Below are 20,904 nucleotides of genomic sequence, written 5' to 3'. Positions count from 1 at the left end.
ATCACTGAGGCACCGGCGAAGTTGGCTAGGAGTAGTAGACGCAACCATGGCTGACGGGGTGCCCGATCACCCGGCGCCAAAACGGCTCCGGCGGGCGGGAGTCTTTCGCGCTGCGCACGCCGAAAGCCCGGTTGCTGGCCCGATTTCGCCGCGGTGCCAACACCCTCAGCGGCCCCGGAGCCGGCGGTTCTGCTTCTTGATCGCGTCGACCAATTCAGACTTGTTCATCGCGGAGCGGCCGGCGATGTCGAGCCGGCGGGCCACGTCAAGCAGATGCTTTTTGCTTGCATTTGCGTCTACCCCCTCGGCCGATTCTCCGGTTGGTCGTGGGCCGCCGCTTTTAGCCCGTTGATCGGATGGCCCTTTCTCGTCTTTGGCCTCCCAGTGGTCGCCGACCTTTTCGAAACTGTGCTTGACAGCGGAGTACGCCACCCGGTGGGCACGCTCCTCACTGCCGTACTCTTCGGCAGCCGCGTCATGCGTTTTCGCGAATGTACGTTGGGCTTTGGCGCTGGAACGTTGCAGAGTGCTTGGTAATTCACTCTTTTTAGGCGCGCCGCCTTTAGTCGTTTTCGGCATCGAACCTCCTCGTGTGGCAAAAGGGCTGCCGGTAACCGGTCGGTTACCCCTTCGCCGGGCAGACAATCGCGGTCCCGGACAAGTTGCGCATCGAGCCGGTAGAAGTATGCCAATATCGTTGACGTGATTCAGGCCGACGATGCGCCGCTTGGTTACCTGCTCTATCGAGTGGCAGCGGTTCTGCGACCAGAGGTTTCCGCCGTGTTGGGTCCGCTGGGCCTGACCCTGCCCGAATTCGTTTGCCTGCGCATTCTTTCGCTCTATCCGGGGATGTCGAGTGCGGAGTTGTCCCGCCACACCAACGTCACCCCGCAGGCGATGAACACGGTGCTGCGCAAGCTGGAAGAAGTCGGGGCGGTGGCACGCCCGTCGTCGGTGTCATCGGGACGCGCGCTCCCGGCCAACCTGACCGGCCAGGGCCGCGCCCTGCTCAAGCGCGCCGAAGGCGCGGTCCGTGGCGCCGATGCCCGCATCCTGAGCAAGCTCACCGAAACTCAGCAGCGCGAATTCAAAAGGATGCTCGAGAAACTGGGCTCCGACTAGCGGCAAGCGCGGCGCAGCCGGGCGACGCGGGTCGCCGAAATCACCCCGCGGCCGGGATACCGGTCCACGGCTGCGCCTCTTCAAGCTCATAGGCCAATTCGAGCAGCAGCGCTTCCTGACCCATATCGGCCGACAGCATCATGCCCACCGGCATGCCGTGGGCGGATGAGGCCAACGGCAGCGAGATCGCGGGTTCGCCGGTGACGTTGTGCAGCGGGGTGAACGAGACCCAATCGATCAGCCGGCTCATCACCTGTTGGTAATCGGTCGGCGCCAGAAATCCGATGCGGGGCGTCTCGTCGGCAAGCGTCGGCGTCAGCACCGCGTCGTACGTGCCGAAGAACGCCGCGGTGCGCCGGCGCGCCCGGCGCAGCCGCACGATCGCCATCGGAAGGCGGTGGATATTGCGGCTGGTGTGCCGAAGAAGGCCCAGCGTCAGGCTGTCCAGCTTGCTGGGATCGAACGTCTCGCCGAACATATGTCGCCCGCCGCGTACCTGGGCCAGCGCCAAAAATCCCCAGTACATGACGAAGTCGTCGACGAAGCTCGCCGCGACCGGAGGCTCGTCGAGGTGTTCGACACGATGCCCCAGCTCCTCGAGCAGGCCGGCGGTCTTCAGCGTCAACTCCCGTATCTGGGGGCTGCACTCGCGCCGTACCGAGCGGGTCAGCACGGCGATCCTTAACCGCTGCCGACCAGGCGCGGTGACGTCGCCGACCGGGGCCAGCTTGGGGTTGCGCCAGATCCGCTCCGCCTCACGGTAGAACGCCGCGGTGTCACGGACCGACCGGGTCACCACGCCGTTGACCACGACACCCACCGGCATCCGGCGCAGCGTCGAGTCCAGTGGCAACCGCCCGCGGGACGGTTTGAGCCCCACCAAGCCATTGCACGAGGCCGGAATTCGGATCGAACCGCCGCCGTCATTGGCGTGCGCGATAGGCACCACACCGGCCGCGACGAACGCACCCGACCCCGACGAGGACGCGCCCGCACTGTATTCGGTGTCCCACGGGTTGCGGACCGGGCCCAGCCGCGGGTGTTCGGCCGACGCGCTGAACCCGAACTCCGACAGCTGCGTCTTGCCCACCGAGATCAGCCCGGTGGCCAGGAACAGCTTGGTGAACACGCTGTCGGCGACGGCGTTCCAGCTCGTCCACGCGTCGGTGCCGTGCATGCTGGGCTGCCCGGCGACGTCGGTGTTGTCCTTGATGAACGTGGGGACGCCGCCGAAGTAGCCGCTCGGCGGGTCGGACACGGCCGCTCGCGCTTGCTGAAAAGCCGCGTACGCCAACCCGTTCAGCAGCGGGTCGACGGCCTCGGTGCGGGCGATCGCGGCCTCGACCACCTCGGCCCTGCCGACCCGGCCCGATTTCAGGGCGTCGGCCAGGCCGACCGCGTCCAGATCGCCGAGGGCGTCGTCGCCGAAAGCGTGCACGTGTCGCATGCCACTGACGCTAACTCGCGCACCCGCGCATGCGGGAGATTCCCCGCTTGCGCAACGGCCCCGGTTCGGCCCGGGTTAGGCCTGACCCACCTCGAAGCGAACGAACCGCGTCACGGTGACGCCGGCGTCGTCGAGCAGGGCCTTGACGGTCTTCTTGCTGTCCGACACCGACGGCTGCTCGAGCAGCACCGCGTCCTTGAAGAAGCCGTTCAGCCGGCCCTCGACGATCTTGGGCAGCGCCTGCTCCGGCTTGCCCTCCGCCTTGGCGGTTTCCTCGGCGATGCGGCGCTCGCTGGCCACGACGTCTTCGGGCACGTCGTCGCGGGACAGGTAGCGCGCCTTGAGCGCGGCGATCTGCAGCGCGACGGCGTGGGCGGCCTCGGTGTCCGAACCTTCGTATTCGACCAGCACGCCGACCGCGGGAGGCAGGTCGGCCGCCCGCCGGTGCAGGTAGGTCTCGACGGTGCCGTCGAAGTTCGCGACACGGCGCAGCTCCAACTTCTCGCCGATCTTGGCCGACAGTTCGGCGATGGCCTGTTCGACGGTCTTATCACCGACGCTGGCGGCCTTGAGCCCGTCGACGTCTTTGGCCTTCGACGACACGGCCGCCGCCACGATCTGGTCGGCCAGCGCCTGGAACTCCGCGTTCTTGGCGACGAAGTCGGTCTCGCTGTTCAGCTCGATGAGCGCGCCGCCCTGGGCCGCCACCAGACCTTCGGCCGTCGCGCGCTCGGCACGCTTGCCGACGTCTTTGGCGCCCTTGATGCGCAGCGCCTCGACGGCCTTGTCGAAGTCGCCGTCGCTGTCGGCCAGCGCGTTCTTGCAGTCGAGCATGCCGGCGCCGGTGAGTTCCCGAAGCCGCTTGACGTCGGCAGCGGTGAAGTTCGCCATATTAGCCTTCCGTGGGGGTTGAGTCGGGGGTGCCCGCAGCGGCGTCGGTGGGGGCGGTGGCGGTAGCGGAGGCCAGCAGCTCCTGCTCCCATTCGGCGAGCGGCTCGGCGGCCTCGGCCTCGGGCTTGCCGTCGCCACGGCCGACTCCGGCGCGGGCCTGCAGACCCTCGGCGACCGCGGAGGCGATCACCTTTGTCAGCAACGCGGCCGAACGGATCGCGTCGTCGTTACCCGGGATCGGGTAATCGACCTCGTCGGGGTCGCAGTTGGTGTCCAGGATCGCGATGACCGGGATACCGAGTTTGCGGGCCTCGCCGACGGCGATGTGCTCCTTGTTGGTGTCGACGACCCAGATCGCAGACGGCACCTTGGCCATGTCGCGGATACCGCCGAGGCTGCGTTCCAGCTTGTTCTTCTCGCGGGTCAGCATCAAGATTTCCTTCTTGGTGCGGCCTTCGAAGCCACCGGTCTGCTCCATCGCCTCGAGTTCCTTGAGGCGCTGCAGCCGCTTGTGCACGGTGGAGAAGTTGGTCAGCATGCCGCCCAGCCAGCGCTGGTTCACGTAGGGCATGCCGACCCGGGTGGCCTCGGCCGCCACCGATTCCTGCGCCTGCTTCTTGGTGCCGACGAACAGCACGCTGCCACCGTGGGCGACGGTTTCCTTGACGAACTCGTACGCCTGATCGATGAAGGTCAGCGTCTGCTGCAGGTCGATGATGTAGATGCCGTTGCGGTCGGTGAAGATGAACCGCTTCATCTTGGGATTCCAGCGACGGGTCTGGTGCCCGAAGTGGGTGCCGCTGTCGAGCAGCTGCTTCATGGTTACGACGGCCATGTTTGTGCCTTACTTGTGTCGGTTGTCGCCCGGCGTCGGGTGAGGCCGGGCCCTGGCGGCTGCTGCGATGCCGGACCCGTCGTTAAACGGGACCGCCCGGCATGCGGTGCGTACTCCTCGTGGAACCAGAGACGCGATGCAGACGCGCGAAGTCAGCCCGCGAACGAGCTGCGACCAGCAGTTTACACCGACTCAGCAGGTGGTTTTGCCACGCTTCCCCAGCCGGGCGGCTTGTCCACAAGGCCGGGTGGCCGGTCCGGCGCTACCGCGTTGAACTGCCTGGATGCGGTGGAAAGTGCTGCTGTTGTGTGCGGGCCTGGTCAGCGCGGTGCCGGCGGTTGCCGCCGAAGATCGCCTGGACTGGCCGCTGCGCCCGCCGCCGGCGGTCACCCGGGCCTTCGACGCCCCGGCCCAAGACTGGCATCGCGGTCACCGGGGTGTGGACCTGGCCGGTACGGCCGGTCAGCCGGTGTACGCCGCGGGCGCCGGGACCGTGGTGTTCGCCGGGGTGCTGGCCGGGCGGCCGGTGGTGTCGCTGGCGCATCCGGGCGGATTGCACACCAGTTATGAGCCGGTCCGGGCGGCGGTGCGGGTCGGCCAGCCGGTGACGTCGGCGACCGTGATCGGTGAGTTGGTGGCCGGCCATGCCGGCTGCCCGGCCGCGGCATGTCTGCATTGGGGCGCGATGTGGGGGCCGGCGGCCGGTGCCCACTATGTCGATCCGCTGGGTCTGCTGAAGGCCACGCCGATCCGGCTCAAGCCGCTAGGGCCGCAGGTCACCGGCCCGCAAAGTAACAGGAGCCACAGGAGTCGCTGCGCTGGTGGACAGGCTCAGTGCCCGCCTCCGAGCGACAGTCCCGTGGCGGGCCGATGACCAGCGGAAACGGCTTGTCGCTGGGAGGTGAGCACACGCGATGCGCCTTTCCGCCAGGGTCTGGTGTGGCCGCTGGGACTTGTGGCGCGCGAAGCGCGGCGACGCCGGCCGCCAGGACCGCGGCGACGCTCAGGCCCGGGGGTGAGCCTGATCGTGTACCGCGCGCAGCCGCGACACCGCGACATGGGTGTAGAGCTGGGTGGTGGCCAGGCTCGAATGGCCGAGCAGCTCCTGAACAACGCGCAGGTCGGCGCCGCCTTCAAGCAGGTGTGTGGCCGCGCTGTGCCGCAGGCCGTGCGGTCCCATGTCCGGTGCGCCGTCCACCGCGGCGACGGTCTGATGCACGACGGTGCGCGCCTGGCGAACGTCGAGCCGGCGGCCCCGCGCCCCCAGCAGCAGCGCCGGTCCAGACTCGGCGTTGACCAGGGCTGGGCGCCCGTCGGCCAGCCACGAGTCGAGCGCCTCGCCGGCGGGCCTGCCGAACGGCACGCTGCGCTGCTTGTTGCCCTTGCCGAGCACGCGCAGCAGCCGATGCCGGGTGTCGACGTCGTCGATGTCCAGGCCGCACAGCTCGCTGACCCGGATCCCGGTGGCATACAACATCTCGACGATCAACCGGTCTCGCAATGCCATCGGATCACCTTGCTGGGCACCGGATTTGGCGGCGGCCATGGCGTCAAGGGCTTGATCCTGGCGCAGCACCGCGGGCAGGCTGCGGTGCGCCTTCGGCACTTGCAGGCGCGCGGCCGGGTCCGCGGTCAGCAGGCCGCGCCGCACTGCCCAGGCGGTGAAGGCCTTGACAGCCGAGGTGCGCCGGGCCAGCGTCGTGCGGGCAACACCGGCCGCCGCGGCGGCGGACAACCACGAGCGCAGCAGCGGCAGGCTCAATTCGTCCAGACCGGCGCCGCGCTCGGCGATGAAGACGAGCAGCGAGCGCAGGTCGCCGAGGTAGGCGCGACGGGTGTGCGCCGAACGCCCGCACTGCAACGCCAGGTACTCGTCGAACTCTTCGAGAATCGGTTCGCTGTCCGGCACTCCCCCACGCTGGCAGACGTCGGGTGTGCGGGGTCAGTCGACGCGCCGAAGCGTGTCCGGGGTGAGATCTTTGAGCGTGGGATAGCCGTCGACGGCCATGATCAGGTCTGCTTCGGCGAGGATCGAGCGCAGCACGTGAACGATGCCGTCGGCGCCGCCGAGGGCCAGACCGTAGGCGTAAGGCCTGCCGATGCCTACCGCGGTGGCGCCCAGCGCGAGTGCCTTGACGACGTCGGCGCCGCTGCGGATGCCCGAATCGAACAGGACGGGCAACCCGTCGGCCGCCTCGATGACCCCGGGCAGGCACGCCAGCGCGGGCAGGCCGCCGTTGGCCTGCCGGCCGCCGTGGGTGGAGCAGTAGATGCCGTCCACGCCGCCGTCCCTGGCGCGCCGGGCGTCGTCGGGATGGCAAATGCCCTTGATGATCAGCGGCAGGTCGGTCAGCGACCGCAGCCACGGCAGGTCGTCCCAGGTCAACGGATTTCCGAAGGTCGTTACCCACTGCAGCACAGTGCCTTGCGGGTCCTCCTCCGGCGGCCGCTGCAGGCCGGCGCGGAAGACCGGATCGCTGGTGTAGTTGCTCAGGCACAGCCCCCGCAACTGGGGAAAGTTGGCCGTGCTGAGGTCGCGCGGGCGCCACCCGGGAATCCAGGTGTCCAGGGTGACGATGATGCCCTGGTAACCGGCCGCTTCGGCTCGCTGCACCAGGCTGGCGGCCAGGTCACGATTCTTGGGCGTGTACAGCTGAAAGAAACCCGGGGTCTCGCCGAACTGAGCGGCGACGTCTTCCATCGGGTCGGCGGTCAGGGTGGAGACGACCATGGGCACCCCCGTGGCCGCGGCGGCGCGCGCGGTGGCCAGGTCGCCGTGGCCGTCTTGAGCGCAGATGCCGATCACGCCGATCGGTGCCATGAACACCGGCGACGGCAGGGTCAGGCCGAACATCTCCACCGACATGTCGCGCTCGGCGGCGCCGACGAACATGCGCGGGATCAGGCCCCAGTGATCGAACGCCTCCCGGTTGGCCCGTTGTGTCCGTTCGTCGCCGGCGCCACCGGTCACGTAGGACCACACCGAAGGCGACATGGCCTGTGCGGCCCGAGCCTCCAACTCCGCGAAGGCCATTGGTAAGGCGGGTGCTACCCCGCCCAGGCCCTTGAAGTAAATCTCGTTCTGGTAGTCGCCGAATGCCATGGAAATGAGGATGCCAGCCGGACCTGAGACTGACGAGGCCGCTACGAGGACCCGGATTCGGCCTGGGCCAGTTCTTTCTTCCATTGTCGGAACGTCTCTTCGGTGCGGCCGCGGCGCCAATACCCCGAGATCGACGACGCCCATTTGGCGTCCACGCCCCGCTCCTTGCGGATGTAGGGGCGCAGATTGTGCATGACGGCCTGCGCCTCGCCGTGGATGAAGACGTGCACCTGTCCGGGCAGCCACGGAGCGCTGGTCACCGCCTCGATCAGCGGCGCGTGATCGCCGGCACGGTCCTCGGGAACCAGATCGGCACGCCCGCCGCGGTAGACCCAGTGCACCTCGACGCCTTCGGGTGCGGTCAGCGGGATCTCGTCCTCCTGGCCGGCGACCTCGATGAAGGCCTGGCCGATTGCGTTGGCGGGCAACGCTTCCAGCGCCGCGGCGATGGCCGGCAGCGCCGATTCGTCGCCGGCCAGCAGATGCCAGTCGGCCGCGGGGTCGGGGGTGTACGCGCCGCCGGGGCCCATCAGATAGATCGGCTGGCCGGGCTGGGCGGTGGACGCCCACTGGCCTGCCAAGCCATGCTCGCCGTGCACGACGATGTCCAGCGTGATTTGGCGCTTCTCGACGTCCACGTTGCGGACGGTGAGGGTCCGCACCGACGGCTTTTTCTCCGGCGGCAAGTCAGCGAAGCTGTCGAGGGTCAACGGCTCGGGTAGGCCGGCTACGTCCACGTCGTCGGCGACGAACACCAGCTTGACGTAGGAGTCGGTGAACTTGCTGGGCACGAAAGCGTCAAAGCTTCTGCTCCCGAGCACTACCCGCACCATGTGCGGCGTGAGGTGTTCGGTACCGACAACTTCGAAGCATTGCAGCGGTCGACCTGCCACTTGTCCTCCTGTCCAGACACCGATCCCCGGTCGACTATACGAGTCGCGTCGTTGATGCAGCTTGGCCTGCGGCGGGCGGCGCAAAATGCGTGTCAGGCAACTGCAGTGAGTCTCTTACCGGGACAATCAAGGAATGAGCGAGGTTGACGATTTGGATATTCCGCCACGGACCCTGGTGCCGCGGCAGTTGTCCGCGGGCATCAAGCCGTTGCTGGTATTGGCGAAACTCCGCGGCATCATGGACGCCTTCACGCTGTCTGAGCCCGAACTGACCCTCGGCGAGATTCGCGTCCGGACCGGCTATCCGACGTCGACGGTGCAGCGGCTGGTGGCCAATCTGGTGGCTGAGGAGTTTCTTGATCGGGTGGGCGATCGTTTCCGGATCGGGGCCCGGGTCGCGTACTGGGCGGCTCCAGTTGCCAGCAGCATGGGCCTGCTGGACGCGGTATCACCGGCACTGGAGTCGCTGCGCGACGCGAGCGGCGAGACCGCCTGCTTCTTCCGTCGCGAGGGCCCTTTCCGGGTTTGCGTCGCTATGGCCGAGACACGCCATGGCATCCGCCGCGAAATGCATGTCGGCAAGATCGTTCCATTGCACGTCGGGTCGGCGGGACGGGTCCTGATGGCCTGGGACGACGATGCTCTGCAGGAAGTGCTGGCGTCCGATTTGGTCCGGTTCACCGATGCGACGGTCACTGATCCAGACATCTTGCGCGCCAACGTCGAAGAAGCACGCCGCATGGGCTTCGCCATCACCAGCGGTGAACGTGACGAGGGCGCTACCGGCGTCGCGGCGCCGGTGTTCGATGCGCACGGTCGGGTGCTGGGCGCGTTGATGATCAGCGGGCCCAGCTTCCGGTTCTCCCCTGAGCTCGCCGCCGCGTGGGCCGACAACGTGGTCAGCGCCGCCGATCAGGTGACGCGCACACTCGGCGGCCGCCTCCCTTATTGAGTCAGCGTTGCCACGACGCGACCCCGCTATCCGGCAGCCGGCGGCCGCGGAATGACCGTGGGGCGCACCCCATATCGGGGCCCCCTGCCGGCCCCTCCGTCACCTGCCCCGGGCCCGCCGAGCGGCATGCCGCCGAGGACGTTTGCCGGCCGTGCGTCCGCGGCCTCCCTGATATTGCTGACGGGCGGCAGGACCGTCCCATGCTGTGGCTGCGCGAACGTATTCTCACCCCAGACCGGCGGAACCGACAAACGACCGACGGAGGCCGCGTTGCCCAACGATCCCGCAACCGAAGCCCCGCTACCGCCCGACCCCAGCGCGATTGCCGGTGGGGCTATCACCGCCGGTGCGGCCGCCGGCGGTGCGGCCGCGGTCGCCGCACCGCCAAGTGCGCCTGTGGATTTCGCGATCGAAATAAAGGTGTTGGCGATGCCGGCGGAGAAGAAGGGCAGGCCCTCGGTGTTGTAGAACGTGGTGGAAAACGGCGCGTAGAAGGTGAAAATATCACCCAGCCATCCCAGCGGACCCGAGGTCAGTATGCTCTTCACCGGATCCGCCGGTGGGGCCGCCGGGTCGGCAGCCTGCATACCGGTGGACAGCTTCCCCAGCGCCGAGGTGATCTTGCCCATCGCACTGTGCAACGTGCTTTGCGCCGCGCCAGCCGAGCTACCGGTCGCCGCGGCGGTCTGATTGGCCATACCAGCCGGGTTGGTCGTAGGGGGTGCCGAGGTGAACGGTTTGACCGCCGAGATGTTCGCCGATCGGCCCGCATAGTTGTACATCGTGGCCGCGTCGGTTGCCCACATCTCCCCGTACTGGGCTTCCAAAGCTGCTATCGCCCCGGTGTTTTGGCCCAGCACGTTGGTAGACAACAGCTGCATTAGGTTGACACGGTTTGCCGCGATCACGGGCGGCGGCACCATCGCGGCGTGTGCCGTTTCGAAGGCCGTCGCAGCGGACATGGCTTGACTGGCCGCATGCTCAGCCGCTGCGGCAGTGCTTCTCATCCATTCCACATAAGGAGCGGCGGCCTGCGCCATCGATGCCGAGGCCTGCCCTAACCACTCCTCGCCGGACAATGTGTTCACCACTCTGTCGTAGGCTAGGGCGGCCGAATTCAGCTCAGCGGCCAGAGTATTCCACCCGGAAGCCGCCCCGATCATCGAAGCCGAGCCCGCACCCGCATAGATCAGCCCCGAATTGACCTCGGGTGGCAACATCCCAAAGTCGAGCATCGCGCGCCCCTTAACCGGCTGCGATCGCGTTGGCGGCCTCGGTGGCCGCATACGATCCCGAGCTGAGATTCAGTGCGTTGACGAACATCTCGTGAATCGCCATCGCCTGCGCACTGACCTGCTGATACTGCTGTGCATGGGCGGCAAACTGCGCCGCGGTCAGTATCGACACTTGGTCTGCGGCAGCGGGAATCACCCCCGTCGTCGGTGCCGCCGCTGCCGCGTTCTGAGCCGCAAGCGCAGAGCCGATAGCCCGCAATGCGCCAGCCGCTGCCGCTAACGCTTCTGGTTGTGCAGTAACAAAGGACATATGATCTCCTTACTCAATAGCCTTCCGGCTCAATGCGCCTCGAGGATTTGCGGTATTGACAACGATTGGATCGCACTCCGGACGATCGCAGTCGAAGGCCTTGATGTTCGAATTGTGTTGCGGACCATGTCGTTACCCGGCCGATGGTGGACGAGCGGTAAAGCGGGGGCGAAATCCATATTCGCGGGAGGGCAAGCCACGGTCACGTCTGCCGCGAGCCGGGCCTAGCTGGCGCAGCAGCGCTTCCGGTCCGTTCGACGCTCCGCTGACGCCCTGGGCACCTGTCACCTCGACGATGGACTCTTCTACTGTTTCGGGTGCTGTCGCGGCCCAGCTGGGCGGTACGGATAGCGAGCCGATCTTGTTCGACGAAGCCAATTTTGCCGAGAACAGCCCGGCGCCGAGGTTGGCCGGCGCCGCGAGGGCGGGCGTTGCAGATAAGCCGGCTACGGCCCCGACGGCGACATGCGCAGGCCACAGCACACCCATCTGCTGGAAAATCAGCTGTCCCACATAGACCATCGGCCAGTAGATGAGGTCAAGGGGAGTGAACAGAAGTCCTTTTATCTGATTGGCCAAGCTATTGATCATGTCGTTGATGTCTGACTGTGTCGCCGACGGGCCGCCAGTCCCCGCCGCTGTGGCTACGGCCTGAGCGACCGCAGCTTGCTGTTGGGCCAGCCCGGCTTGGTCGGTGGTCTGGGTCGGCTCGGTGAACGGGGCCAATTGCGAAGCGGTCGCCGCGGAGCCGGCATAGGTGTACATCGCGGCGGCGTCTTGGGCCCACATTTCGCCATAGTGGGCTTGGGTCTCCGCGATTGCCGGGGTGTTCTGGCCGAAAAAGTTCGTCGCGATCAGCGCCATCAACAGCGCGCGGTTCTCGGCGATCACCGCTGGAGGGACCGTCATCGCGAAGGCTGCCTCATAGGCCGATGCGGCGGCCCGGGCCTGCATGCCCGCCTGCTCGGCCAATTCTGCTGCGGCACTTAACCAAGCGACGAAATGCGTAACCGCGGCCATCATGGACCGCGATGCCGGGCCCAGCCAGGGAGAGCTGGTCAACTCGATGGTCACCGAGGAATAGCCGGCCGCGGTCGATGCCAATTCGGCTGCCAGCCCATCCCAGGCCGCCGCCGCGGCCACCATCGGCCCCGAACCCGCACCGGCATATATTCGGCCCGAATTGATTTCCGGCGGTAGGACCCCGAAATCAATCATCACTTCTCCTTAGCGGGACTCGAGCGTGACCGGGATGTTGGGTTATCTCGTTAGCCTCTTCAGTGATTCGCAGTCTTGGTGCGCACCGTCGCAGAGCCGTCGGCTTGTCGGGGTGATCGAGAGCGGGTGGAAGCATCATGTCGGGTTGATCTCATCGAGAGCGCGGCGCGACGTACGCGGCCCCAGGGCGAGCACCGAGACGATGACGACGGTCAACGCGGCTGCGACAACTGCGAACATCGCGGCGGGGCCGTAGGCGTCGAGGACCGGTATCAGAACGAAGGGCGATGCGCCGCTGGATAATCGGGACAACGAGTAGGTCCAACCGACTGCGGTGCCGCGCACCGCGGTGGGGAAAATCTCCGCCTGGTACACGTGATAGACGTTGGAGAAGACATTGCTGGTAGCGGTGGTCAAGAAGCCGAACAGAATGATCAGCAGAACTGACGACTGGGTCGCGAACATAAGACCGAAAGCGGCGACCGCCACGACCGAGCCGACGAGCAAGAATTTGCGTTCGAACCGCGCCATCAGCGGGATCGCCATGACCGATCCGATGGGATACCCGATGAACGACAACGCGCTGAACAACATCGACGAGGCGACGGGGTAGCCGCGATTGACCAGCACCAGCGCGGAAAGAGTGCCGAACCCGTAATAGCCGAAGGTCTGGAACAGGTGGAAGAACACCAACATCACCAGTCGGCGGTTGTACGGGGAGCGCCGCAACAGCATCAGTCTGGACTGACGAGGCTCGGACTGTACGACGGTGCTGCGCGGGTCGGCTGAGTTCGTCTGCACAACACGCACATTCGTCCCGGCCGCAAACTTCGCCAACGCCTGCTGCGCCTCTTCCATGCGTCCCACGCCGGCAAGCCAGCGCGGCGACTCGGGCAGCCACCGGTTCAGGCTGAAGACAATCGCGGCACCTGAGGCGCCGATGGCCAACAGCCAGCGCCAGCCCGCGATCCCGAGCGGCGAATGTCCGCTCAACCAGACCGCCAAGAACCCGGCGAACGGTACGGCGAGGTACGAGCACGTGTAGGCGTAGGAGGCCAGCCGGCCACGGCGTTCTTTCGGCAGGACGTCAGCGAGGTAGGAGTCCGCCACCGGATACACCGCACCGACTCCCACACCCGCCAGGAACCGCGCGACCACCAGCGGCGCCGGCGACGGTGCAAATGCGCCGACCAGTGAGAACGCCGAAAACCAGCCCAGGCCAACCAGAAACGCCTTGCGACGTCCGATCCGGTCGGCCAGGCCGCCGAAAAGTGCCGCCCCCACAAACATTCCGACGAACGACGACGCCAGCACCAGCTTGAGAACCGTGCCATGCACCCCGAATTCGTGTTGAAGGGCGCTGCTCATGGTGCTGGACAGAAAGATCTCGTACATCTCAAAAAACAGGCCGAGCCCCACGGCGACGATGACCTTGCGGTGCATGGCGCCTACGGGCATGCGGTCCAGCAGGTCGCCGACAGTGCTCCCGGCCGTGGACACGACTGGTGAAGTGGTCATTCCCGTCTTTCGCGTCGTGAAGGGCTCGCCGACTCTGGCCTACTAAGTGGTTCGCCGCTTGCAATGTGATTAGAACTACATCGCCAGAATGTAGTGGATCGCGTCACGTTAGGGAAGACTTGCGTAGCCATAATGTAGTTTTTGATGCACGATGTGGGTCGGGAGGCGGCGCGAATGGACAGATTCAACGGCGGACCACTGGACGGCATACGCGTCCTTGAGCTGGGTAACTACATCGCCGCACCAACTGCGGGACGGCTCTTGGCCGACTTCGGCGCCGAAGTCATCAAGATCGAACGCCCCGAGACCGGAGACGAGTTGCGCACCTGGCGTCTCTATTCCGGTACGACGTCGATGCTGTTCCGGACCATCAACCGCAACAAGAAGTCCGTGGTTTTGGACCTCAAGACCGACCGCGGCCAGGCGGCGGTCCGCGAACTGGTCCGCTCCTGCGACATCGTTCTCGAGAATTTCCGGCCGGGGACCCTGGAGAAGTGGGGTATCGGCCCGGCCGAGCTGAGTGCGGTGAACCCGGATCTGATCATCGTGCGCGTTTCGGCATACGGCCAGACTGGACCTCGGCGGCATGAACCGGGATTTGCCGCAGTGGCCGAGGCGATGGCAGGTCTTCGCGCACTCACCGGCGAACCGGACCGCCCACCATCACGGGTCGGCGTGTCGATTGGCGACTCGATCGCGGGTCTTTATGCCGCGTTCGGCGCCTTGGTGGCATTGCACCAGCGTCGAAAGGACAGTGCGGCAAGACGATCCACCCGAGTGGCTGACCGCACCGTGGACGTCGCGTTGACCGAAGCGATCTTTTCGGTAATGGAATCGTTGGTCCCCGAGTATGACGCGTATCACGTCACCCGTGCCCGTTGCGGCGGCCGTATGGAAGGCATCGCTCCGTCGAATGCCTACCTGTGCCGCGACGGCCGCTGGGTGGTCATCGCCGGCAACGGCGACGCCATCTACCAGCGGTTCATGAGGTGCATCGGCAGACCGGACCTGGCCGACTCGCCGCGTCTGGCCAACAACGCGCTGCGCTGGCATGCGCGCGAAGAGCTCGATGACGCGATCGGACGATGGACGGCTCGAATGCCTGCCGATGATGTGCTTGCTGCGCTGGCGGACGCCGCGGTTCCCGCGGGACCGATTAACATCGCTCCCGATATCGCGGCCGACGAGCAGTTTTTGGCGCGCGGGATGATCCAGCGCATGCCGGTGTCCACCGGCACCGAGATCCTGCCCGACGTCGCATTCCCGGGCGTCGTGCCGCGCATCGGGGACAGCCCCCGCGAAATCCAAAGCCTCGGACCGGATCTGGGTGAACACACCGAAGAAGTCCTCGGCGCTCTCGCCGCCGATCTGCACTCCCACCGCCTCGACAGCAAGGAGCTGACCAGATGACCCCCTCAGTCCAATTGCGCGACGTCACGTTGCGCGACGGCCTGCAGCTCACCGGCAAACTGCTCGATACGGCGACAAAAGTCGAGTTAGCGCGCCTCCTACTGGCCTCGGGCATAGATGCGATCGAAATCGGTGCGATGGCGCGATCCGACTTGGTGCCGCCCATGGCCAACACCCTCGACGTCATCGCATCGCTGACTCCAGAGGAGCTGCAACGGTGCTGGGTGTGGACGGCTACCCCACGGGGCATCGCCCGGGCAATCGAGGCCGGCGCACGCAATTTCGAATATTGCCTGTCGGTCAGCGACCACCACAACCTCGCCAATGTCGGGCGCACTACCGATGAAAGCATGGCTGCTCTTCCGAAGGCCTCCGATCTCGTCGCGGCCGCCGGTGGCCAGCTGCAGCTGACCTTGGCCACCGCGTTCACCTGCCCGTACACCGGTGCCGTAGATCCCCAACGCGTCCTCGACCTGGTCACGGACGGTCGCGCGAGGGGCGTCTCGAGTGTCGTGCTGTGTGACACGCTCGGCCAGGCCACGCCCGACCAGGCGCAGCGGCTCGTCGAACTCGTCGGCGACGTCACGCCCGAGCACGAGATCGTCTTCCACGGGCACGATACGTGGGGCATGGGAGTCGCGAACACCCTCGCGGCTATCCGGGCGGGCGCCACCATGGTCGACGCAGCGCTCGGCGGTCTGGGCGGCTGTCCGTTTGCACCTGGGGCAAGCGGCAACACGCCCACTGAGGACCTTCTGTTCGCGCTGCAACCCCGATACCTGACTCCCCCAGTGTTCGCCGACATCGTGACCGCGGCGGGACGGCTGCTGAGCCAGCTCGGCGAACCGAACCGCTCGAAAGCCGCCCAAGGCGCGCGGTCCACCGCGAACGCATTCGAATGGGTGATCAGCAGCCAGGAGCTGTCGGTCTGAGCCGCCCGGCCCGGACGATTCGCCAGCGCCCGTCCTGGCGCTGCACCAATCCGGCCAGCTCGAGCATCGCGAGTGGTCCCAGCGCCAGCTCGGGCACCAGCCCCGATGCGACGGCGATCTCGTCGACCGTGGCGGCACCGCGGCCCGGCAATGCCTCGTAGACCCGGCGCTCGGCGTCGCTGAGGCCGTCGAGTGGCGTTACTGGGTGCGCCTCATCGGATGCCAGTTCGCCGATGTGGCCGACCAACTCGACGACATGGTCTGCTCTGGTGACCAACTCGGCGCCGTGGCGCAGCAGCGCATGGCAGCCCGCCGACGCCGACGACGTGATGGGCCCGGGCACCGCGGCCACCACTCGCCCCAACGCCCGCGCCCAGGCCGCGGTGTTGGCCGCGCCGCTGCGCAGACCAGCTTCCACCACCACCGCGGCCCCTGCCATCGCGGCCACCAGACGGTTGCGGGTCAGGAACCGGTGGCGGGCCGGGCGGATCCCGGGGGCGTATTCGGTGAACAGCAGCCCATGCTGGCCGATGCGGTGCAGCAGCGCGGTGTGACCGCTCGGGTAGGGGACGTCGATGCCGCCGGCGAGCACGGCCACGGTGATGCCGTCGCAGTCCAGGGCGGCGCGGTGCGCCGCGCCGTCGATGCCGTAGGCGCCGCCCGAGACCACCGCGACGTCGCGCCGGGCCAGCCCGGCCGCCAATTCACCGGCAACCTGCTCGCCGTACGCGGTCGCAGCGCGCGTCCCCACCACGGCCGCAGCCCGGGACGCGACCTCATCGAGCCGCACCGGTCCCAGCGCCCACAACACCAGCGGCGGGACCATCGGCGCACCACCGCCGGGTCGTGGTGCGGCACCGCGGAAAGCAGCGAACGCGAGCACCGGCCACTCGGCATCGTCAGGGGTGATCAACCGGCCGCCCCGCCGGGCGAGCAGACCGAGATCGGCTGCACTGCAGTCGATCTCGCGGCGAGCCTGGGTGCGTCGGGCCAGGTCGTCGTCGACCAGCCCGCGTCGTACCCGTTCGGCTGCCGCCACCGGGCCGACGTGTTGGACAAGCGCGGCGAGTTCGGCGCAGGGCGGCTCGGCCACCCGGGACAGATAGGCCCAGGCGCGCAGTGCGGGATCGTCGAGCACCGTCGTCATCGCCGTCCCCCTCGTGCCAAGAATCCGCCAAGAATCCACCGAGTCCCGTGCGCGAACGTGGTGTTGTCAGCCGCCCGTCGCCGCACGCCGGCCCGCAACGAATGGAACGACCCATGATTCTCACCCTGCCGATGGTGGACAGCGCGTCCGAGCGTCCCAAAAACCCTTGGGCCGTCGCGGCGTTCGCGCTCAGCCTGGTCAGCTGGATCGGTCTTCCCATCCCCATCATCAGCATGGGGCTTGCCTGCATCGCGTTGCGCGAAATAGGACAACGAGGCGAAAGCGGCCGTGCGATGGCGCAATTCGCCCGGGCATTCGCGATTCTGGTGATCGTAGCGATAGCGGTGCGGGGCGGACACACCGATTGGCTGGCGATGGCGCGCAAGTAACCCGCCGGCTCGGTTGGTCGCGGCGCTCATCGCTGTGCCCCCGGTTGGCGGAAGCTGAGTGCGGCAGCGACTTCGTCGGTCCCGGGAGATGTGCGGCCGGCCAAGTCGGCCAGGCTCCACGCGACCCGCAATGTGCGGTCGAGGCCACGAATGCTGAGCAGGCCACGGTCCAGGGCCCGTTGCAGCGGTTCCATTGCCGCGTTGCTGGGCCGGAATTGCCGCCGCAGCAACGCCCCACTGACTTCGGCGTTGGTGCGGTATCCGTGCGGCAGCCATCGCTGGGCGGCGGCCGCACGGGCCAGCGCCACCCGGTGCCGAACCTGTGCCGTCGATTCACCGTCTCGGCCCGCGAAGGCCCCCGCCCGCACCTGATGCATCTGCACACGTAGGTCGACGCGATCCAGCAGTGGCCCCGAAAGCTTGCCCAGGTAGCGGCGTTTGGCCGCCGCGGCACAGATGCAGTCCTGCGGATCGGCCGGTGCGCACGGACACAGGTTGGCGGCCAGCACTAGCTGGAACCGGGCGGGATAACACGCCACTCCGTCGCGGCGGGCAAGCCGAATCTCGCCATCCTCCAACGGTGTTCGTAGTGCTTCCAGCGCGCTGACCCGGATCTCGGCGCACTCGTCGAGGAAGAGCACACCGCGGTGTGCCCGGCTGACCGCACCCGGGCGCGCCATCCCCGAGCCCCCGCCGACCAGCGCGGCGACGCTGGAACTGTGATGTGGCGCCACGAACGGCGGTCTGGTGATCAACGGCGTGTCGCCGGACAGCAACCCGGCCACCGAATGAATCGCGGTCACTTCCAGCGACTCTTCATCGGTCAACGGCGGCAACAAACCTGGAAGGCGTTGGGCGAGCATGGTTTTGCCCACCCCCGGCGGGCCGGTGAGCATGAGGTGGTGCGCCCCGGCCGCGGCGACCTCCACCGCGAAGCGCGCCTGCGTCTGTCCGACCACATCGACCAGATCCACCGCGGGCTCCCCCTCGGTGGGCTGCGCGTCGATCCTGCCGTCCAGAACACCGTTGCCGCAGAGCCACTTCTGCAGCTGCCCCAAGGTGCGCGCCCCCCACACGTCGATGCCGTCGACCAGGCTGGCCTCGGCCAGGTTGTCCGTCGGAACCACCACGGCCGGCCAGCCGTCACGTTTGGCGGCCAGCACGGCGGGCAGCACCCCGCGCACCGGCCGGACCCGCCCGTCCAGTGACAGCTCACCCAGTAGCACCGTTTTCTCCAGCCGGTCCCAGGGGTTTTTGCGCTGCGCCGACAACACCGCGGCGGCCAGAGCGATGTCGTAGACCGAGCCCATCTTGGGCAGCGTCGCCGGCGACAGCGCCAGCGTGAGCCGCGCCTGGGGCCAGCTGTTGCCGCAGTTGGTGACCGCCGCCCGGACCCGGTCGCGCGACTCCTGCAGGGCGGCGTCGGGCAGACCGACCAGGTGCACGCCAGGCAGTCCGGAGGTGATGTCGGCCTCGATCTCCACGATCTGCCCGTCCACGCCGCGCACCGCGACGGAGAAGGCGCGTCCAAGCGCCATCAGCCGATCCCTTGCAGGTGGGTGATTTCCGGAGTACGGCGGCGCCCGACCCGCACGCCGATCACGTCGATGCGGATCGCCGCCCAGTGCTGGTCCTGGGCGGCCAGCCACAGACCGGCAAGCCGGCGCAACCGCCGAACCTTGCGTGGGGTGACGGCATGCGCCAGTCCCCCGTAGCCATCGCCGGTGCGCGTCTTCACCTCGACGAACACCGCCGTGGAGGTGGCGTCGTCGCGGGCGATGATGTCGAGTTCGCCGTAGCGGCAGCGCCAGTTGCGCTGCAGGATCCGCAATCCCATCCGGGTCAGATGATCCACGGCGAGGGCCTCACCCATCGCGCCCAGCTGGATCCGGGTCATCGTCGTTTCGGTCGTCATGGCGGTCACGATCCACGCCGGCCCCGACGGGACGGGCCGCCATCGGCGCCTGCGGCTGCCCGCAGCGACCGGTTATCCCCAGTGCGGCACTCATCCACAGCCGACCGGATGACAGCCGACTAGGTGATCCGGTCCGCCCTGGTGTAGATGTTCATCGAGTCCTCCCGCAGAAACGCCACCAGCGTGATGCCGGACTCCTCGGCCAACGACACCGCCAGCGAGGATGGCGCAGACACGGCCGCCAGCACCGGGATTCCGGCCATCACCGCCTTCTGTGTCAGCTCGAACGATGCCCGCCCGCTGACCAGCAACACCGAGGCCTGCAGCGGTATCTGCCGGTGTTCGATCGCCCAGCCGATCACTTTGTCGACCGCATTGTGCCGGCCGACGTCTTCGCGCACCACCAGCATCGCGCCGTCGGTTCGGAACAGCGCCGCGGCATGCAAGCCCCCGGTGCTGTCGAAAACCTTTTGCGCGGAACGCAATTGGTCGGGCATCGCCTTGAGCGTGGCCGCCGCGACAGTCGCGTGATCGGTGCCCGGTGAGAACCGGCTGATCAGCCGCACCGCGTCCAGTGACGCCTTGCCGCACACCCCGCACGACGAGGTGGTGTAGAAGTTGCGGGTGACGTCGAGATCGGGTTTTGCCACCCCGGGCGCCAACGTCACGTCCAGCACGTTGTAGGTGTTCGCGCCGTCGTCATCGCGTCCGGCGCAGTACCGGATGCTGTGTACGTCGTCGCGGCCCGCGATGACACCTTCGGTCAGCAGAAACCCTTGCGCGAGTTCGATATCGGATCCGGGCGTGCGCATCGTCACGGTTACCGCCGCGCCGTCGACCCGGATCTCCAACGGCTCCTCGACGACCAGGGTTTCCGGTCGGGTGATCGCCTTCTCGGCGGCCAGATGTGTGACCCGCCGACGCGACGTTACGCGCCCCACTAGGCGATTTCACCGCCGGCGGCGATGTCGCGCAATGCGGCGAGACGCTGAAAACCCACTGAATCAACCTACCCCGGCCGGCGCCACCGCGCCGAAAACCGTGAACGCCACTCTCACGAACCGGAAGCCAACGCTTCCAACGTCTCGGCCGACGAGTGCAGCGGCCGCCAGCCCAGCTGGGTCTTGGCCTTGGTGGTGTCCATGACCATCGACGTCCGCGCGGTATGCAGCCATTCGAGCATGGACGGCACGAACGGCACCCGCGAGATCGCCGCCGAGGCCGCGGTGGCGGCGACGGCGGGAACCCGCACCGGGCGGCCACCCAGGGCCTTGGCCACGTCGGCCACCGTCACGACCCCGTCGCCGGCGATGTTGTAGATCCCCGGCGGTGCCGGGGCGGTGGCCGCCAGCGCGATCGCCGCGGCGACATCATCGTGGTGAACCAGTTGCAGCGGGAAACCCGGATCCGGCACCACCGGCTTCAGGATCGGGACGGCTTTGACGACCGCACGCACCGGACCGGGCAGCTGGTTCCAGGGCATCGCGTCGGCCAGGGCGGTGGCCTTGGGGCCGGCGACGACACACGGCCGCAACACGAACACCTCGAGCGAAGAATCCTTGGTGATATCGGCGAGCAGCGCCTCGC

Annotated in this window: 20 protein-coding genes and 2 pseudogenes; 6 read left to right on the top strand and 16 right to left on the bottom strand. The window is 67.4% G+C overall.

The features are described 5' to 3' along the window. Positions 1–165: 165 nt before the first annotated feature. Positions 166–579: a ChaB family protein gene (locus A5625_RS26640; RefSeq protein WP_067001494.1), complete on the bottom strand. Its 414-nt coding sequence runs from the start codon at positions 577–579 to the stop codon at positions 166–168. A 123-nt stretch (positions 580–702) separates the two neighbouring features. On the opposite strand from A5625_RS26640, the gene A5625_RS26635 reads away from it, so the two are divergent. Beyond that, entirely contained in the window at positions 703–1,122 is a 420-nt protein-coding gene (locus tag A5625_RS26635) for a MarR family winged helix-turn-helix transcriptional regulator (protein WP_156748597.1), read from the top strand. A 40-nt stretch (positions 1,123–1,162) separates the two neighbouring features. Here A5625_RS26635 and A5625_RS26630 read toward each other — a convergent pair whose 3' ends face one another. The 3 genes from A5625_RS26630 to rpsB all read right to left on the bottom strand — a co-directional run bounded on the left by A5625_RS26630 (position 1,163) and on the right by rpsB (position 4,295). After that, the gene (locus tag A5625_RS26630) at positions 1,163–2,569 is read right to left on the bottom strand and encodes an amidase (protein ID WP_067001490.1); all 1,407 of its coding nucleotides are present in this window, start codon (positions 2,567–2,569) and stop codon (positions 1,163–1,165) included. 75 nt (positions 2,570–2,644) lie between these two features. After that, positions 2,645–3,460, bottom strand: a complete 816-nt coding sequence (gene tsf / locus A5625_RS26625) for a translation elongation factor Ts (RefSeq protein ID WP_067001488.1) — start codon at positions 3,458–3,460, stop codon at positions 2,645–2,647. 1 nt (position 3,461) lies between these two features. Then, positions 3,462–4,295: a 30S ribosomal protein S2 gene (gene rpsB, locus A5625_RS26620; protein WP_067001485.1), complete on the bottom strand. Its 834-nt coding sequence runs from the start codon at positions 4,293–4,295 to the stop codon at positions 3,462–3,464. 283 nt (positions 4,296–4,578) lie between these two features. Here rpsB and A5625_RS26615 point away from each other — a divergent pair. Then, positions 4,579–5,070, top strand: a pseudogene (locus tag A5625_RS26615) (M23 family metallopeptidase); the annotation flags it as partial. A 228-nt stretch (positions 5,071–5,298) separates the two neighbouring features. Here A5625_RS26615 and A5625_RS26610 read toward each other — a convergent pair. From A5625_RS26610 to A5625_RS26600, 3 genes are read right to left on the bottom strand one after another with little or no spacing between them, the layout of a single operon-like run. Beyond that, positions 5,299–6,204, bottom strand: coding sequence for a tyrosine recombinase XerC (locus A5625_RS26610; RefSeq protein ID WP_067001482.1), 906 nt, complete (start codon positions 6,202–6,204; stop codon positions 5,299–5,301). A gap of 33 nt (positions 6,205–6,237) precedes the next feature. Further along, a complete protein-coding gene (locus A5625_RS26605; RefSeq protein ID WP_067001479.1) occupies positions 6,238–7,398 on the bottom strand; it encodes an alpha-hydroxy-acid oxidizing protein in 1,161 nt (386 codons plus the stop codon). A gap of 41 nt (positions 7,399–7,439) precedes the next feature. Then, positions 7,440–8,291 (bottom strand): siderophore-interacting protein, encoded by an 852-nt coding sequence (locus A5625_RS26600; RefSeq protein WP_067001475.1) that lies wholly within the window; start codon positions 8,289–8,291, stop codon positions 7,440–7,442. 133 nt (positions 8,292–8,424) lie between these two features. Between A5625_RS26600 and A5625_RS26595 the strand changes: the two genes are divergently transcribed. Continuing rightward, a complete protein-coding gene (locus A5625_RS26595) occupies positions 8,425–9,243 on the top strand; it encodes an IclR family transcriptional regulator (RefSeq protein WP_067001472.1) in 819 nt (272 codons plus the stop codon). Between the two features lie 26 nt (positions 9,244–9,269). Here the strand turns inward: A5625_RS26595 and A5625_RS26590 are convergent, their stop codons facing one another. From A5625_RS26590 to A5625_RS26575, 4 genes are all read right to left on the bottom strand, one after another. Continuing rightward, on the bottom strand, positions 9,270–10,478 hold the full coding sequence (locus tag A5625_RS26590; RefSeq protein WP_067001469.1) for a PPE family protein: 1,209 nt from the start codon (positions 10,476–10,478) through the stop codon (positions 9,270–9,272). 10 nt (positions 10,479–10,488) lie between these two features. Then, a complete protein-coding gene (locus A5625_RS26585; RefSeq protein ID WP_067001465.1) occupies positions 10,489–10,788 on the bottom strand; it encodes a PE family protein in 300 nt (99 codons plus the stop codon). Between the two features lie 132 nt (positions 10,789–10,920). Beyond that, entirely contained in the window at positions 10,921–12,006 is a 1,086-nt protein-coding gene (locus A5625_RS26580) for a PPE family protein (protein ID WP_082984570.1), read from the bottom strand. Between the two features lie 135 nt (positions 12,007–12,141). Continuing rightward, positions 12,142–13,524: an MFS transporter gene (locus A5625_RS26575; RefSeq protein WP_197516242.1), complete on the bottom strand. Its 1,383-nt coding sequence runs from the start codon at positions 13,522–13,524 to the stop codon at positions 12,142–12,144. A 144-nt stretch (positions 13,525–13,668) separates the two neighbouring features. Between A5625_RS26575 and A5625_RS26570 the strand changes: the two genes are divergently transcribed. Together A5625_RS26570 and A5625_RS26565 are read left to right on the top strand one after the other, a co-directional pair. After that, positions 13,669–14,934, top strand: a complete 1,266-nt coding sequence (locus A5625_RS26570; protein ID WP_232003836.1) for a CaiB/BaiF CoA-transferase family protein — start codon at positions 13,669–13,671, stop codon at positions 14,932–14,934. Further along, positions 14,931–15,866, top strand: a complete 936-nt coding sequence (locus A5625_RS26565; RefSeq protein ID WP_067001458.1) for a hydroxymethylglutaryl-CoA lyase — start codon at positions 14,931–14,933, stop codon at positions 15,864–15,866. Before A5625_RS26570 ends, A5625_RS26565 begins: the two co-directional genes overlap by 4 nt. Here A5625_RS26565 and dprA read toward each other — a convergent pair. Continuing rightward, entirely contained in the window at positions 15,841–17,013 is a 1,173-nt protein-coding gene (gene dprA, locus A5625_RS26560) for a DNA-processing protein DprA (RefSeq protein ID WP_067001455.1), read from the bottom strand. The genes A5625_RS26565 and dprA overlap by 26 nt on opposite strands. 113 nt (positions 17,014–17,126) lie before the next feature. Here dprA and A5625_RS26555 point away from each other — a divergent pair, with 113 nt between their 5' ends. Further along, positions 17,127–17,402, top strand: a complete 276-nt coding sequence (locus A5625_RS26555) for a DUF4190 domain-containing protein (protein ID WP_067001547.1) — start codon at positions 17,127–17,129, stop codon at positions 17,400–17,402. A gap of 26 nt (positions 17,403–17,428) precedes the next feature. Here A5625_RS26555 and A5625_RS26550 read toward each other — a convergent pair whose 3' ends face one another. From A5625_RS26550 to A5625_RS26535, 4 genes and pseudogenes are all read right to left on the bottom strand, one after another. Further along, positions 17,429–18,940 (bottom strand): YifB family Mg chelatase-like AAA ATPase, encoded by a 1,512-nt coding sequence (locus A5625_RS26550; protein ID WP_067001452.1) that lies wholly within the window; start codon positions 18,938–18,940, stop codon positions 17,429–17,431. Then, entirely contained in the window at positions 18,940–19,317 is a 378-nt protein-coding gene (locus A5625_RS26545) for a YraN family protein (RefSeq protein WP_067001544.1), read from the bottom strand. The genes A5625_RS26550 and A5625_RS26545 overlap by 1 nt, the downstream gene beginning before the upstream one ends. A 119-nt stretch (positions 19,318–19,436) precedes the next feature. Beyond that, the gene (fdhD, locus tag A5625_RS26540; RefSeq protein ID WP_067001449.1) at positions 19,437–20,258 is read right to left on the bottom strand and encodes a formate dehydrogenase accessory sulfurtransferase FdhD; all 822 of its coding nucleotides are present in this window, start codon (positions 20,256–20,258) and stop codon (positions 19,437–19,439) included. Between the two features lie 113 nt (positions 20,259–20,371). After that, positions 20,372–20,904 (bottom strand): annotated as a pseudogene (locus tag A5625_RS26535) (epimerase); the annotation flags it as partial.

The sequence above is a fragment of the Mycobacterium sp. 1465703.0 genome, from assembly GCF_001672975.1.
Classification (GTDB): domain Bacteria; phylum Actinomycetota; class Actinomycetes; order Mycobacteriales; family Mycobacteriaceae; genus Mycobacterium.
Note: the sequence above shows the minus strand (reverse complement) of the source record. Positions and strands in the feature narration are given on the sequence as shown.

Excerpts from the sequence above, each read along its gene's own strand:
- A5625_RS26640 (WP_067001494.1), bottom strand. The coding sequence starts at position 579 with ATGCCGAAAACGACTAAAGGCGGCGCGCCTAAAAAGAGTGAATTACCA.
- A5625_RS26630 (WP_067001490.1), bottom strand. The coding sequence starts at position 2,569 with ATGCGACACGTGCACGCTTTCGGCGACGACGCCCTCGGCGATCTGGAC.
- tsf (WP_067001488.1), bottom strand. The coding sequence starts at position 3,460 with ATGGCGAACTTCACCGCTGCCGACGTCAAGCGGCTTCGGGAACTCACC.
- rpsB (WP_067001485.1), bottom strand. The coding sequence starts at position 4,295 with ATGGCCGTCGTAACCATGAAGCAGCTGCTCGACAGCGGCACCCACTTC.
- A5625_RS26605 (WP_067001479.1), bottom strand. The coding sequence starts at position 7,398 with ATGGCATTCGGCGACTACCAGAACGAGATTTACTTCAAGGGCCTGGGC.
- A5625_RS26595 (WP_067001472.1), top strand. The coding sequence starts at position 8,425 with ATGAGCGAGGTTGACGATTTGGATATTCCGCCACGGACCCTGGTGCCG.
- A5625_RS26590 (WP_067001469.1), bottom strand. The coding sequence starts at position 10,478 with ATGCTCGACTTTGGGATGTTGCCACCCGAGGTCAATTCGGGGCTGATC.
- A5625_RS26585 (WP_067001465.1), bottom strand. The coding sequence starts at position 10,788 with ATGTCCTTTGTTACTGCACAACCAGAAGCGTTAGCGGCAGCGGCTGGC.
- A5625_RS26580 (WP_082984570.1), bottom strand. The coding sequence starts at position 12,006 with ATGATTGATTTCGGGGTCCTACCGCCGGAAATCAATTCGGGCCGAATA.
- A5625_RS26575 (WP_197516242.1), bottom strand. The coding sequence starts at position 13,524 with ATGACCACTTCACCAGTCGTGTCCACGGCCGGGAGCACTGTCGGCGAC.
- A5625_RS26570 (WP_232003836.1), top strand. The coding sequence starts at position 13,669 with ATGCACGATGTGGGTCGGGAGGCGGCGCGAATGGACAGATTCAACGGC.
- A5625_RS26565 (WP_067001458.1), top strand. The coding sequence starts at position 14,931 with ATGACCCCCTCAGTCCAATTGCGCGACGTCACGTTGCGCGACGGCCTG.
- dprA (WP_067001455.1), bottom strand. The coding sequence starts at position 17,013 with ATGACGACGGTGCTCGACGATCCCGCACTGCGCGCCTGGGCCTATCTG.
- A5625_RS26555 (WP_067001547.1), top strand. The coding sequence starts at position 17,127 with ATGATTCTCACCCTGCCGATGGTGGACAGCGCGTCCGAGCGTCCCAAA.
- A5625_RS26550 (WP_067001452.1), bottom strand. The coding sequence starts at position 18,940 with ATGGCGCTTGGACGCGCCTTCTCCGTCGCGGTGCGCGGCGTGGACGGG.
- A5625_RS26545 (WP_067001544.1), bottom strand. The coding sequence starts at position 19,317 with ATGACGACCGAAACGACGATGACCCGGATCCAGCTGGGCGCGATGGGT.